This is a genomic window from Rhizobium aureum, from assembly GCF_030182495.1.
GTDB lineage: Bacteria > Pseudomonadota > Alphaproteobacteria > Rhizobiales > Rhizobiaceae > Rhizobium > Rhizobium tropici_C.
In genome coordinates, this window is the sequence record NZ_JAQJCI010000001.1 from 964,901 (window position 1) to 977,585 (window position 12,685).

Genomic DNA, 12,685 nt, shown 5'->3' on the forward strand with positions numbered 1-12,685 from the left:
CGCGGCGCCACCCTCACTGCCGGAGGGCATCGATCACGATCCTGAATGCGGGCGAATTCTGCCGCCGGCTCGGATAGCAAAGATAATAGCCGGGAAAGGCCGGCGACCAATCGTCCAGAACCTGAACCAAACGTCCCGATTCGATGGACGCTTGAACCAGATCTTCCGGCAGGTAAGCGATCCCGTATCCGCTCAGGGCTGCATCGATCATCGCGTAAGAGGTGTTGAAGGTCAGCTGCCCATCCACGCGCACGCGTAATTCCCTGCCGCCTTTCTCGAACTCCCACGCATAAAGGCCACCCGATCGCGCCTGCCGATGATTGATGCAGATGTGGGTGACAAGCTCCCCTGGATCGTCAGGAACCCCACGCGCGGAAAGGTATTCCGGCGATGCGACGGCGACGAGACGCCAATCGGGACCAATCCTGACGGCGATCATGTCCCTGTCCAGGCTTTCGCCAAGCCGGACGCCTGCATCGAACCTTTCCTCCACGATGTTGCGAAAGCCGTTGTCGATGTTTAGTTCCAGCTTTACGTCCGGATATTCCTTCAAGACAGGACGCAGCTTCGGCCAGACGACGCTGTCGAGAGCATGGTCCGAGAGCGTCATGCGCACAGTGCCGGAAGGTTTATCCCGAAACGCCATGAGTTCGTCTATTTCGGTGTCGATCTCCGCAAGTCGTGGTGTGAGCGACCGGATAAGCCGCTCTCCCACGTCCGTGGGAACGACGCTGCGGGTCGTGCGCGTCAAAAGACGGAGTCCCATGCGAGCCTCCAGACGCTTGATCGCATGGCTGATCGAGGATTGAGAGGTACCGAGTTTCGCCGCCGCCTTCGTAAAGCTCCGTTCCTCCGCGACCGCCAGGAACCACAGCATCTCGTTCAGGTCTTCGCGCTTCATCTCTTATCTCCGACTCGACAATCGATTAATATCAAAGATTGATAAGTCCGAACAAATTGCAATGACCAGCCATGGGAATGCGCAGTGTCTATCTTGCGGCCATGGCACAGCAATCACTCCGCGATCGCCTGTCGGATAGCATCGTGACGCTGGCGCCCAGTTACGACGTCCTCATGGCCGGCCGTGCTCCGCTTGGTGCGGCAATCGGGGCTTCTGGTCGAGGTCGGCAGCCATTGTCATGCGTCTCATGCCGTAAACGACAAGGAGCTCACCGCAATGGAGCTTCAAATGAGCGTGAATCCATTCTCTTGAGACTTTGGTCCGAACACCCTTGCGACCCACGTCCCAATCCAATCGACTGAAGCCTGAGAAAAGGAACCGATTGCAATCAGGTCCTGTTTTACCAACAGCTCCGTCAATGACGGACGAATAGCAGGTGAAAGGAGATTCTGATGAAAACCAAAGTACTTAGCATTGCGGCACTCTCGCTTGGCCTGGCCGCCGGATGTGCCTTCGCCCAGTCGTCGACCGTCACTGGCGCGGCAGGCGGCGCCGCAACCGGAGCCGTGGTCGGTGGACCTGTCGGAGCTGCCATAGGCGGCGTGGCGGGTGCCATCGTCGGCACGGCCATCGATCCGCCGCCGCAGAAGGTGGTTACCTATGTGCGCGAACAGCCCCTGCCCGATGACGGAGTGGTTGTCCGTGAGCGAGTGGTCGTCGGCCAACCATTGCCGGAAAGGGTCGTCATAAGAACCATTCCGACGAATCCGCGATATGCTTATGCTGTGGTCAACCACGAACGGGTGATCGTTGAACCATCATCGCGCAAGGTCATCCAGATCGTTGAGTGACCGGGCTGGAGAGCGGAAACACGCTCTCCAATCCTCCCTTTGTCGTTGCGCTACCCATCCGGTAGAAACGACTGGTCATGCATGATCATGACGTGAAGAGCAAATTGCCTATCGCCGGATCGAGCAGCGTCCGGGGCGGAAAGCTTCGACCCGGCGATAGAGCCGGCGGGCGGACCGGCTATGAAGTGGCGTCAGCGGCGCGGACCCTCAAAAGGTTAACCCCAGGAACCGCCGATGCCAGACGCGCGGCAATCGATATTCTTATGCTGTAAATCCGCTATGGCAGCGCCTCAGTCGTCGATCTCGGTATCGCTCTGAGACGCGGCGGTGGATTGCCTTTCCAGTGCGTCACGCACTTCTGCGATTTTTCCCGTATTCGTTCCGGCTCCGAGAATGCTCTTTGCCTCGGCAAACGTCTGGTCCGTCACTGGTTTGTTCGACAGCTGCGCCAGGGCCGAACGCAAGGCGCTGTCGCTGAGAGCGGGATCCGTCGGCACCGCCGTCGTTCCATATTGCATTTCGAACTCTGCATATGCCTTCACATAGGCTGAGAGCGCCGCCATCTTGGGGTCCTTCGAATTCAAGTAGGCGTGGTAATCTCTCTTGAGCGAACTCAGGCTGCCTTGGCCGGGCTTCGAGACATGTGTCTTTGCGCTTGCGCTATGGGACTTGGAGTGCTTGTCGGGGTGATGTGCCAACAAGGATGATGAAGTGCCAGAGGCCGTGGCCGTATTCGCGGAAGTGTCGCTGGCATCGTCGTCACCGGACTTTGCGTGGTCGGATTTTCCCTGGCCATGGCTCCCGCCATTTCCATTGCCGTTACCGCCACCATTTCCATTGCCGCCGCCATTGCCGCCCTTGGCGAATGCCGTCCGTATGAAGCCGACGGCAGTTCCTCCCATGGGAGCGACCGCCAATACCAGGCCGAGGCTTGCGGTACCGATGATAGAACCGATTTTCATGCGCATTTCCTTCAAAAAATCCGTTGTCCGGGACAGCGGACAGCAAAATCAATGCGCACTACAATATTGCTGAATTCCGAGGTTTCTACATTGGTCGGACTTATGCCTCGGGCATTAGGACCATGGTCCGATTGATCCCGCCCGATGGTCCCTTAGATTGCATGGGCCGGATAGCGCTACCATCTTCAGATGACGACCCGGCCGGTGCGGACGGGCAACGGTTGACACTCGATCCAGCTGGGATAGCTATAAGGGGTTGGGAGATCAGTGCTGACTATGCCGGTTCCGCGAGCAAATCGTACACACAAGCTATCTCTGGCAGGTCTGATCGAACGCTGGAACTCTCAATCCTTGGCAAGACAGTTCCTGCTTGCCGGCGGCTTCGTCGCGATCTGTGCCATGCTCGTCGTCGGCTCCTTCGTTGCCGGCCTGATCGAAAATGCGGTAACGCGCAATTCAGCGGCGACGACGGCCCTTTACGTCGATAGCGTCATCGCCCCGCTTCTGCCCGATATGCAAACCACACAGGTTCTCGATGATACGGTAACGCGGGCCCTTGACGAGACACTCGGCCAGGGGGCGCTGGGCACACGGCTGTTTTCATTCCGGCTGTGGCGCAGCGACGGAACGATCCTTTATTCCAATGACAAAAATCTTTCCGGCAAGCAGTTTCCGCTCTCGGATAGTCTCAACACCGCTTTCTCCGGCCAAATGGTCGCCAAGTTCAATCGGCTCGACGATGTGGAAAGCGTTGCCGAGCGCAATAGCGGCAAACCGCTGCTGGAAATCTACAATCCGGTGCTGCAGCCCTGGTCGGGCAAGGTCGTCGCCGTTTCCGAGTTTTACGAGGTCGCCTACGACTTCGAGGGGAGCCTGACACAAGCGCGGCTGTTGAGCTGGCTTGTGGTCGCCTTGTTCACACTGACATTCTTCGCGCTTCTCTCGATCATCGTTCTGCGCGGCAGCCGCACCATCGACAATCAGCGCAAGGCGCTCAATGGCCGCATCGGAGAACTGTCGACGCTTCTTCGACAGAACGAGGCATTGCGCGCGCGCGTTCAACGGGCGACACAGCGCTCGGCCGCGCTCAACGAGAGCTATTTGCGCCGCATCGGCGCCGACCTGCATGACGGTCCTGCCCAGTTGGTCGCCTATGCCTCTCTGCGCCTGGATAGCCAGACCCTGACAAATCCCGCCACTGCGCCGGACGAACGCGAGGCGTCGCTGCGCACTATCAAAGCCAGCCTCGACGATGCGATGGCGGAGATCCGAGGCATCTGCGGCGGGTTGATGCTGCCACACATCGAGACGGATAATCTGCCCGGATTATTGGGGCGTGCAATCCGCGCCCATGAGCGGCGCACCGGCGTCACCGTCGCGCTCTCCGTCGGCGCGATACCGGCGGACCTTTCCACCTCGGCGAAGATCTGCATCTATCGCTTTGTGCAGGAAGCCCTGAACAACGGCTATCGCCATGCCGGCGGGATCGGACAAAAGGTCGTGCAATCCCTGGAAGGCGGCCAGATCGTGATCGAGGTCGCCGATGAAGGGCCGGGATTTGATCCGAAAGATGTCGGCCCGCAAAAACTCGGCCTCGCTGGCCTCAGGGACCGGGTCGAGAGCCTTGGCGGCACGTTTCAGCTTTTATCGTCGAACCGTGGAACAACCGTTCGAATGTCTTTGAACATCGAGGAAATGGAACAGGCATGACAGCTCCGATCAGCTTGGCAGTCATCGATGACCACCCGCTTTTCAGGGAGGGTGTTATCCGAAGTCTGACTGAAATGGATGGATTTAGCGTCGTCGGCGAAGGAAGCAGCCGAGAGGACGCGTTGCGGATTGCGGCGGAGTGCCGGCCGGACATCCTGCTGCTCGACATCTCCATGCCGGGAGGAGGGCTGGACGCCATTCCTCTCATACTCGCCCAGATACCGGACCAGAAGATCGTGATGCTGACGGTCTCCGAGGCAAGCGACGACGTGATGGCGGCGCTCAAGAGCGGTGCGAAAGGCTATGTGCTGAAGGGCGTTGGATCCAGGATGCTCGCCGATATCATTCGCAGCATCGCCGCCGGCGACAGCTATGTCGCACCGACGCTATCGGCTCGCCTGATTTCGGAAACCGGATCGAGCGCTCAAATAAATCCCTTCAACACGCTGACGGATCGGGAACGGGAGGTGCTGGAATTGGCCTCAGCCGGATTGAGCAACAAACATATCGGCCTGAAGCTCGATCTGCACGAGAAAACCATCAAGCATCACATGACCCAGATCTTTACCAAGCTTGAGGTGAGCAACAGAACGGAAGCGGCGATGGCGTTCCGGGACGAGCTTGAAAGGCGCCGTCAGTGAAGGAAGGACTTGAGCCGCTGCTCGTCGGCGATCGTGGCATTGCGGTTGACGATTGTGCGGCCCTTTGAATCCTGCATCACATAACGTCCACTCTGTATCTTTTCGCTCATGCCATCCTTGTGGCGAACGGTAATCGCGCCGTTGCCCGTGTCGGTGGACTGATCTACGTCGACCTGGCTTTGCGTCGCGCTCTTGGCGCTGGATGACTGGCCCTTGTCATTTCCTTTCCCATTGCCATTGCCATTGCCGTTACCGTTACCGCCGCCGTTACCTCCATTGCCGCTGTTGCCGCCGCCGTTTCCATTGCCTCCGCCGTTTCCGTTACCGCCGCCATTGCCCCCACCATTGCCACCGCCATTGCCGTTCCCGCCCTTGGCCTCCGCCAGCTGCTGCGCAAATATCGCCGAACCGCCATGGATTTTGACGGTGTAAGGGAGCGCGGCGCTGACGAAAGTCAGCAACAAGCAAGGCAAGGCAGCAATAAGCTTTCGACGCAATGACACCTGTAGCCTCCTGAGGCTTGAAGTCGTTCAAGCGACGGGCGGCCATCGTCCCCTGGCGCGAAAGCGCCGCCCTCTATCGCCGATTGGCAAGTTCCGATCTCCATATCAGATCGTCGCAACACCGCGAGCGGTCAAGTTCTATCACGCGGGACAAAGCCCGGCTTGGACTTCAGCAATCGCGTCAGGGACCTTTTGCCGACGTGGGATCAGACCAACGTCGGAGAAGAAGACCGACCGAAGCCCAATTGTATGGTTGCATTATTGAAAGCAATTTTTCCCGGCCGATATGACTGCGCTCGCCGGGACCCTATCGACGCGGATGCGGTGGTCGGGACCCAATAACGTCTCTTAAAAATTGGCACACGCGATGCGGCAGCACCTACGCGATCGGTCCGATGGGGGAGTATTATGACCCAGCAATGGAGGATATTTCTGGCCCGTTCAACCCCGCCAGGCGCAATATTGGATTTCTCGGCCGCCGAGTTTGCCATCGAGGTTGCCGTCAATCTTCGTTATTGCCTGAAACTCGTCCAACCGACGCCGGAATGCATTGATCTGGCCGAGCTCGTGCTGCTGCGCGCGCAGAGATATGGCGAGGCCAGAATGGGAGATAAATCGCTGTTGTTCGCGGAGGCGGAAGATGCCCTTGCCCAGGCAACAAGGCTGCTCGAGATCGAACTCGAATATTGCTCGACACGGAGCATGAAAAGCAGTTGCGATCAAGCCGCCTGAGATTTTCGTCAAACCATGCCATGTCGCGCCAAGACCCTATCCGCGTGATCGCAAGGCTGCAGTCAAAGGAAGCCTGCTTGCAACGGTTGCCGGCAAGGCGCCGCCCAGAATGCCGATCGCAAGTCCGAGCAGACCGGCCGTCGCCATGACATCGCCGGTCACGGAGAGCTGGAAGGCCATGCGCGCGCCATTCGTCCCAACCGTACTTGCCTGCCAGCCATTGAAGGCCAGCCACGAAGCCAGCAGTCCGACCGCCACACCAAGGGCGGCAAGCACGATTGCCTCCATCCATGTGCCGAGAAACGCGGATATCCGGCTGAAGCCGAGCGCTCGAACCGTGGCGATCTCGACGGTACGGTCCGACACGGAATTCATCATCGTATTGAGCGCACCGGCGGTCGCTCCAACGGCCATCAACAGCGCAAGCGGCCAGCCGAACAGCCGGATGAGACTGGCCGTGCGGGCCGATTGCGCCGCATAGAGGTCGGCTTCGACAACAGCGCGAAGCGGCGTGGTCCTGATCGTGTCGAGCTTGGCCTGAAGTCGTGGCAACAAGGCGGGACTGGACAGCCGCAAGCGCAGGCTCTGGACCTGCCCCTGCCGGTCGAAGGCCGATCGAACCGCGTCGAGGTCGGCCCAGATCTCGGACTCGAAGGCACTGCCTCGCGCCGAGAACAAGCCGACCACCGTCCAGCCGACCGTGCCGAGCCGCAAGGTACTGCCGATCGATATTCCGAACTGCTGCGCGAGACGGTCCCCGACGACGATCTCGCGCGAGCCGGGTGTGAACAGGCGGCCGGCCGACAAGGCGATATGGTCACGGATGGACGGACCGGACTGATCCATGCCGCGAAGAGCCAAGGTCCGGCCCTCTTCCGACCCGTTCGATTTGGCATCGACGGCAACGACGATTTCACGCGAGAAAATCGGCATGCCGTTGGCGTCTCGCGCCACGCCGATATCGTCGGTCATTGCTCTCAGGGTGCGAATGACCGAGGCGGGTACATCGGAGCCGGTCTCCTGGTTGGTGCCGCCACCCAGGACAACCGCGACGGAGCTGGAGCCGGCACTTTGCAGGGCCATCTCGAAACCTCTTACCATGGCCAGGAAGCCCGCGAGAACGCAGACGACGAGCGCCACGGAAAGAACCATGGAGGCGGAAATGGAGATGCGTCGCGGCAGGCTGAACAGATTTGCCCTGATCATGACGAATGCTTGCCTGGCATTGGAGGACATGTATCTACCTCGTTCTGAATGCGGAAATGATCGGGATCCTGAGCGCGTTGAGCGCCGGAAGGGCACCGGTTACGAGCGCAAGCAGGGTGACGATCGTCAGGGCTCTTGCAAAAATCGCATGGGAAAAGACGAGGCCGATCGCAGGTCCCGTGATGACCGTTGCAAGCAGTGCAAGTAGCAGGCCGATGGTGCCGCCGGCCACGAATATGAAGAATATTTCGCCGAGGATCAGCGCCATGATCCATGAGCCGGAAAAGCCCAGGGTTTTCAAAACGCCGATCTCGAAGGTGCGCTCGCGAACGGCAAAGACCATGGTATTGCCGACGATCATCAGCAGCGTGACGAATGCCGCCCCGACGACCATGTTCACGATCAATCCGATATCGGCATATTGGCGCAGGAAGGCCTCGAGGAACTGCTTTTCGGACCTGGTCTGTGTCGGCGCCGCCGAATTGGCAAACAGCTGATCGATCCTTGAAGCAAGCTCCCCTGTCTGGACACCCGGCCGCGGCCGGATGATGAAGGCGTCGACCGTGTCCTTGTTGCGGGCTCTGAGCGCATTGACATAGTCGTATTGGGCAACGACGAAATAGGTGTCGGTCGAGGCGTTCTCGCCGTTGAAGATACCGGCGATTTCAAAGGACCAGTCATGGCTGCCATCCTGCTTTGCCATGTCGAAGCTGGTGACGGTGATCTTCTGGCCGACGGTCCAGCCTTGCGCTTCGGCAAGCGCCCGGCCGACGAGGACGGTGCTGCGGTCCCTGGCGAGCCCGCTGATCAGATCCGGCGTTAGCCCGAGCTCCTTGCCGTTCGAACTGTAAAGCCGCGCGGGATCGGCGGCACTTACGGAGATGATGTTCTTTTCGACCGTCGCAAAGCCACGCAAACGCGACATATAGCCGACGGCGGCTACACCTGGCTTGGCGCCGATCCGGTTCAGGTAGGAAATCGGCAGCGGCTGGGCGCGGCCAGCCGCGCTCATGGCCCCGAGGATGTCGTCGCTCGCCGCCGACGAGCCTTGGCTACCATCGATGAAGCTCGTCGTCAGGCCGTAGATGAGAAAGGCGGTGGCGACACTTATCATCAGCAATATCGTGCGCAAAGGCTTTCGCCAGGCGCTCTTTTGCACGAGATCGAGGAATGTCATGCGTCGGCCCTCCGCTCTTCGACGAACCTGCCCTTGTCGAGATGAAGCGTTCGGCCAGCATAACTTGCGGCCTGCGGGTCGTGGGTCACCATGATGATGGTCTTGCCGAGCTCGCGGTTCAGAAAGCGCAGCATTTCCAGCACCTCGTCCGCCGACCGGCGGTCGAGGTCGCCCGTGGGCTCGTCGCAGAGCAGCAATGCCGGATCCGCGACGATGGCGCGCGCGATGCCGACACGTTGCTGCTGGCCGCCCGACATCAGCTTCGGATACTGCTTCTGGCGACCCGAAAGTCCCACCAGATCCAGGACCTTGTCGACGCGGACCCGGCGTTCCCTTGATGAGAGCGGCTTCAAGAGAAGCGGCAGTTCGATGTTCTCGGCCGCGTTCAGCATCGGCAGGAGATTATAGAACTGGAAAACGATCCCCATGTTATGGGCGCGCCAGGCCGAGCGGGCTGCCTCTCCCATCTGGTCGAGATTGCTGACCCCGATACGCAGGCGGCCCTGATCCGGCCTGTCTATGCCCGACAGCATGTTGAGCAGCGTCGATTTCCCGGATCCGGAAGGCCCCATGATCGCGACGAATTCGCCCTGCGCTATCTCAAGATTGAGATCGGCAAAGATCGGAATGGTCTCGGTCCCTATCCTGTATCCCTTCTTGACATTGTTGAGCACGATATACGGCTCGTTGCTTGTCGAAGCAGTCATCGAGAAGTGTCTCCTGGCTGTTGTGCTGGAATGGTCGAAATTCGAATGCGGGCGGCCATGTTGGGCATGGTGCCGTCAGGTGGATCGAGGAGCGCCAGGCGCAGCGTGATCGTGCCCTTTTCCGCCGAAGCGATCGGCCAAACCTGCAGGATCTCGATCGCAAAGGGCTTATCCGGAAAGCCGTCGAGAACGCCCTCACCGCGAAGGCCTGGACGAAGCTCGCCGATATTGGTTTCGGCGACGTCGGCGTCGATCACCATGCTTTTGGTATCGGTGATCGTCAGCAGGCTTTCGTTTTCCTTGATACTGTCCACCCGGGCCAGAACCCGGCCGCCGACACGGGCGTCGAGCCGCGTCACCGTGCCCGAGATCGGGGCTTTCACGGTCAGCGCGTCGACATGTTCCTGCGCGACCTTCACGCCGAGTTGCGCTCTGGTGTAAGTTTGGCGTGCCTGATCGACTGCGTTCAATGCCGTATCTCTTGCCGTTTGTGCTTCCTCGACGGTCTGGACGGAGACAGCGTTCTTTGCTGAAAGCGCCGCATTGCGCCGCAGCGAGCTGTCTGCCTGCTTGAGCGCCAGGATCTTGCCGTCAAGGACAAGCTTGGCGGCATCGCGATCCGCCCTCGCTTGCTCGAGTGAGAAGTCAGCGCTGATATCGCCGATCCCAACGAGAACCTGCCCGGCTTCGACGCGATCGCCGACGTGTACGCCGACCGATGCGATCTCTCCCTCGTATTTGGAAAAGACCGTCACGATACGCGGCGCGACGACATAGCCGGACCCGGTTATCTCCGGCGCGGATGCCGGTCTCAGCAAATTGGCTGAAGGGATGGGCGAGCCAATACCGGACGCCGCCTGGGTGGATGAGACACTCGGTTTGTCGTCGGTTGGCGTCGTGATCGCCGGCTGCGGCTGGAGGGCGGTTTTGAGGCGTGGCGCGATATCCGGCCAGAAGAACGCGACAGTGATCGCACTGACGCCAAGTGCAAACAGGATACTCGAGAGGAAAAGTCGCCGGCTTTTCCTGACCGGCGGCTCCGCTGTTTGGAACGAAGGCTCAAGGGATAATGACCTGAGCGTTTCGGCGAGTTTGCGATTTTGTTCGGTGTTCGTGTTCATGCCGCCAGCATGAACGAGACGCCCGAAAACTCGACCTCAAACGCGTTCCAGATCGTACTCGATCGCGATCTGGTACTTTTTCCCCCTAGGCGGCGGCCAGGGTCTTCTTCCGCCACTCCAAAGGCGTGACCTCGGTCACGCGCCGAAACTCGCGATTGAAATTGGACTTCGTCTGAAACCCGACTGCATACATGATCTCGATGACCGACTTTTCGGTTTCGGTCAGCAGCTTGCAGGCGGCGGCGACACGAGACTCGTTGACATATTGCGAGACGTTTTTCCCCGTGGCCCGGTTGATCGCTTCGGAAATCTGACGCGCCGACAGGCCGGCCTTGCGTGCCAGTCTGTTCAAGGTCAGATCGTGATCCTCGTAGAGCCGCCTCTCCGACATCAGCGCTTGAACGGCAGCCATCGTCTCGATATCGCCCGCATCCGCCTTTGGAGCTTCGGCGATCTCAGGCGCTTCCTTTGCCGCGCCGCTGCGGCTGGCAGCCGCGGCCGCGGCCGACAAGATGATGAGCGCCACCAGGTTCCCACCGACAATGAGGGCCGGCGTGTACTGGCCATGCGCCCACATAAAATCGAGGGCCACGACCGTATCAAGCGCCGCGGAAAGAAGCAGCGAGGCGGCGGCGAACAGGATCGCATGATAGGCAGGCCTGACTTCGTCGAGCGCGGCAAGGCGAAGGGCGTCCATTCCCGGTCGCATCAGGCGCAATATGGCGATCGCATAACCGACAAAGGTAAGAACGAGGACGATATCGATCGCGTCGCGCCAGATGATCATCGATATCAGAACAAGAACCGCGGGTAGACAATGGATGCCGATGCGCAGGAAAGACGGTCTCACGCTCTTCTTGACCAGCTGAAACACGCCCGCATAGACCAGCGGCGGCATGGTGGCCGCAACCAAAGGGGCCGCGTACATGACGGCCTGGATCCCGTACCCCCATCGCAAACCGGACAACACGGACTGAAAAGCACTGACCAGGATAAGGGTCAGAAAGGGCAGATTAGCCGGCCGTTCGTCATCCCGCCCGGCCACCATGGCAAACAGCACGAGCAGCACGATGGCGACTGCGAAGGGAAATGGAATAAAAAGCATGACGGTCACCCTCGGCAGCTCGAAAGCAATAGAATGAAATCATGTCAGCAACTGCCGCTTCGCACGACCTCGATCGCGTTTCAGTACCGTGTCATTGCCATAGATTGACGCCCGCTGCGGGTCAAGCGCGGGCGCCCCGTATACCAAACTCGGGGCTATCGGAGAATCTCGCGAGCGCGGCTAGCGTCCAGAGCAGCCATTGCTCCAGACGCTCAGTTGGGAGTTTGGTTTTCTGATCCTCCCGGAAACCTCGGTCTACTTGGAACCGCATGGCACGGCGCAGTGGAGATGCCGCTAGGCGTAATAGGCGCGCTCGAGGTCCGCGATGACGATCTTTTTCATTTTGTACATGGCCTGCAGCACGCGCGTCGCCTTGCTTCTGTCGGCGTCGGCGATCATTTCCAGAAGGATCGTCGGCGTGACCTGCCAATAGACGCCGAATTTGTCGGTTAGCCATCCGCACGGCTTTTCCTCGCCGCCGCCGGCCGTAAGCGCATTCCAATAATAGTCAGTTTCCGCCTGGTCGGCCGTTTCGATCTGGAAGGAGAATGCTTCATTGTAGGGTACGTGAGAATTGGCATTGAGGGCAGCGATTGGCAGTCCGGCCAATTCAAACCGAACCCTCGACAATTCAGGATCCGGAAGGTCGATTCGCCCCAGGAGCTTCGAGTCCCTGAATACCGACATGTAAAACGCCATGGCCTCTTCGGCCTGCGCCTTGAACCAGAGATGGGGATAGATTTTCATGGCAACGCTCCCTCATTGACCGTTGCACATCGGCATAGGGCCACCATCGGCGCGGATCAGCGACCCGTCCCAATCTCGCTCAAAGCCAATATCGCGCAGACGATGGGCCGAAAAACGGGTGACGACGCGCATCGCCCGCATGTGCTGGACATGGGCAACCAGGCAGGCCGTTCGCCGCGCGATCATGGTGAGCGCGGATTTGATTGCCGCGATGGGCAAGCCGATGGAGGCGGGAGCCGCGCGATCGACCATCTCAGTATATGCATGAATAACACTCACAGTAACCTCCTGTTTGAATTGCATTGGCAACGAACGCCACGCT

At 59.6% G+C, this 12,685-nt stretch carries 14 protein-coding genes; 4 read left to right on the top strand and 10 right to left on the bottom strand.

The window, feature by feature from the left end; translation table 11 throughout:
* Window positions 1-13 precede the first annotated feature (13 nt).
* Window positions 14-901: a LysR family transcriptional regulator gene (locus PH552_RS04510; protein WP_285165567.1), complete on the bottom strand. Its 888-nt coding sequence runs from the start codon at window positions 899-901 to the stop codon at window positions 14-16.
* A gap of 452 nt (window positions 902-1,353) precedes the next feature.
* On the opposite strand from PH552_RS04510, the gene PH552_RS04515 reads away from it, so the two are divergent.
* The gene (locus tag PH552_RS04515; RefSeq protein WP_112345603.1) at window positions 1,354-1,752 is read left to right on the top strand and encodes a DUF1236 domain-containing protein; all 399 of its coding nucleotides are present in this window, start codon (window positions 1,354-1,356) and stop codon (window positions 1,750-1,752) included.
* A 290-nt stretch (window positions 1,753-2,042) separates the two neighbouring features.
* Here PH552_RS04515 and PH552_RS04520 read toward each other — a convergent pair whose 3' ends face one another.
* Window positions 2,043-2,714: a hypothetical protein gene (locus PH552_RS04520; protein WP_285165568.1), complete on the bottom strand. Its 672-nt coding sequence runs from the start codon at window positions 2,712-2,714 to the stop codon at window positions 2,043-2,045.
* Window positions 2,715-2,990: 276 nt separating this feature from the next.
* Between PH552_RS04520 and PH552_RS04525 the strand changes: the two genes are divergently transcribed.
* Window positions 2,991-4,424, top strand: a complete 1,434-nt coding sequence (locus tag PH552_RS04525; RefSeq protein ID WP_285165728.1) for a sensor histidine kinase — start codon at window positions 2,991-2,993, stop codon at window positions 4,422-4,424.
* Entirely contained in the window at window positions 4,421-5,065 is a 645-nt protein-coding gene (locus PH552_RS04530; protein WP_113249000.1) for a response regulator, read from the top strand. Before PH552_RS04525 ends, PH552_RS04530 begins: the two co-directional genes overlap by 4 nt.
* On the opposite strand, the gene PH552_RS04535 is transcribed toward PH552_RS04530, so the two are convergent.
* Window positions 5,059-5,568 (bottom strand): hypothetical protein, encoded by a 510-nt coding sequence (locus PH552_RS04535; RefSeq protein ID WP_285165569.1) that lies wholly within the window; start codon window positions 5,566-5,568, stop codon window positions 5,059-5,061. The two genes, PH552_RS04530 and PH552_RS04535, sit on opposite strands and share 7 nt — an antisense overlap.
* 408 nt (window positions 5,569-5,976) lie before the next feature.
* Between PH552_RS04535 and PH552_RS04540 the strand changes: the two genes are divergently transcribed.
* Entirely contained in the window at window positions 5,977-6,300 is a 324-nt protein-coding gene (locus tag PH552_RS04540; protein ID WP_113249002.1) for a hypothetical protein, read from the top strand.
* 36 nt (window positions 6,301-6,336) lie between these two features.
* On the opposite strand, the gene PH552_RS04545 is transcribed toward PH552_RS04540, so the two are convergent.
* The 7 genes from PH552_RS04545 to PH552_RS04575 all read right to left on the bottom strand — a co-directional run bounded on the left by PH552_RS04545 (window position 6,337) and on the right by PH552_RS04575 (window position 12,642).
* Complete coding sequence (locus PH552_RS04545; protein WP_285165570.1) at window positions 6,337-7,536, bottom strand: ABC transporter permease; 1,200 nt, start codon at window positions 7,534-7,536, stop codon at window positions 6,337-6,339.
* Window positions 7,537-7,540: 4 nt separating this feature from the next.
* Window positions 7,541-8,683: an ABC transporter permease gene (locus tag PH552_RS04550; protein WP_285165571.1), complete on the bottom strand. Its 1,143-nt coding sequence runs from the start codon at window positions 8,681-8,683 to the stop codon at window positions 7,541-7,543.
* Complete coding sequence (locus PH552_RS04555; RefSeq protein ID WP_113249005.1) at window positions 8,680-9,390, bottom strand: ABC transporter ATP-binding protein; 711 nt, start codon at window positions 9,388-9,390, stop codon at window positions 8,680-8,682. Before PH552_RS04555 ends, PH552_RS04550 begins: the two co-directional genes overlap by 4 nt.
* On the bottom strand, window positions 9,387-10,511 hold the full coding sequence (locus PH552_RS04560; protein ID WP_285165572.1) for an efflux RND transporter periplasmic adaptor subunit: 1,125 nt from the start codon (window positions 10,509-10,511) through the stop codon (window positions 9,387-9,389). The genes PH552_RS04555 and PH552_RS04560 overlap by 4 nt, the downstream gene beginning before the upstream one ends.
* Window positions 10,512-10,596: 85 nt before the next feature.
* On the bottom strand, window positions 10,597-11,616 hold the full coding sequence (locus PH552_RS04565; RefSeq protein WP_285165573.1) for a helix-turn-helix domain-containing protein: 1,020 nt from the start codon (window positions 11,614-11,616) through the stop codon (window positions 10,597-10,599).
* Window positions 11,617-11,910: 294 nt separating this feature from the next.
* The gene (locus tag PH552_RS04570; RefSeq protein WP_285165574.1) at window positions 11,911-12,363 is read right to left on the bottom strand and encodes a VOC family protein; all 453 of its coding nucleotides are present in this window, start codon (window positions 12,361-12,363) and stop codon (window positions 11,911-11,913) included.
* A gap of 12 nt (window positions 12,364-12,375) precedes the next feature.
* Window positions 12,376-12,642 (bottom strand): hypothetical protein, encoded by a 267-nt coding sequence (locus PH552_RS04575; protein WP_162736899.1) that lies wholly within the window; start codon window positions 12,640-12,642, stop codon window positions 12,376-12,378.
* Window positions 12,643-12,685 lie beyond the last annotated feature (43 nt).

Excerpts from the sequence above, each read along its gene's own strand:
- PH552_RS04565 (WP_285165573.1), bottom strand. The coding sequence starts at position 11,616 with ATGCTTTTTATTCCATTTCCCTTCGCAGTCGCCATCGTGCTGCTCGTG.
- PH552_RS04540 (WP_113249002.1), top strand. The coding sequence starts at position 5,977 with ATGACCCAGCAATGGAGGATATTTCTGGCCCGTTCAACCCCGCCAGGC.
- PH552_RS04550 (WP_285165571.1), bottom strand. The coding sequence starts at position 8,683 with ATGACATTCCTCGATCTCGTGCAAAAGAGCGCCTGGCGAAAGCCTTTG.
- PH552_RS04560 (WP_285165572.1), bottom strand. The coding sequence starts at position 10,511 with ATGAACACGAACACCGAACAAAATCGCAAACTCGCCGAAACGCTCAGG.
- PH552_RS04510 (WP_285165567.1), bottom strand. The coding sequence starts at position 901 with ATGAAGCGCGAAGACCTGAACGAGATGCTGTGGTTCCTGGCGGTCGCG.
- PH552_RS04545 (WP_285165570.1), bottom strand. The coding sequence starts at position 7,536 with ATGTCCTCCAATGCCAGGCAAGCATTCGTCATGATCAGGGCAAATCTG.
- PH552_RS04515 (WP_112345603.1), top strand. The coding sequence starts at position 1,354 with ATGAAAACCAAAGTACTTAGCATTGCGGCACTCTCGCTTGGCCTGGCC.
- PH552_RS04530 (WP_113249000.1), top strand. The coding sequence starts at position 4,421 with ATGACAGCTCCGATCAGCTTGGCAGTCATCGATGACCACCCGCTTTTC.
- PH552_RS04555 (WP_113249005.1), bottom strand. The coding sequence starts at position 9,390 with ATGACTGCTTCGACAAGCAACGAGCCGTATATCGTGCTCAACAATGTC.
- PH552_RS04520 (WP_285165568.1), bottom strand. The coding sequence starts at position 2,714 with ATGAAAATCGGTTCTATCATCGGTACCGCAAGCCTCGGCCTGGTATTG.
- PH552_RS04570 (WP_285165574.1), bottom strand. The coding sequence starts at position 12,363 with ATGAAAATCTATCCCCATCTCTGGTTCAAGGCGCAGGCCGAAGAGGCC.
- PH552_RS04525 (WP_285165728.1), top strand. The coding sequence starts at position 2,991 with ATGCCGGTTCCGCGAGCAAATCGTACACACAAGCTATCTCTGGCAGGT.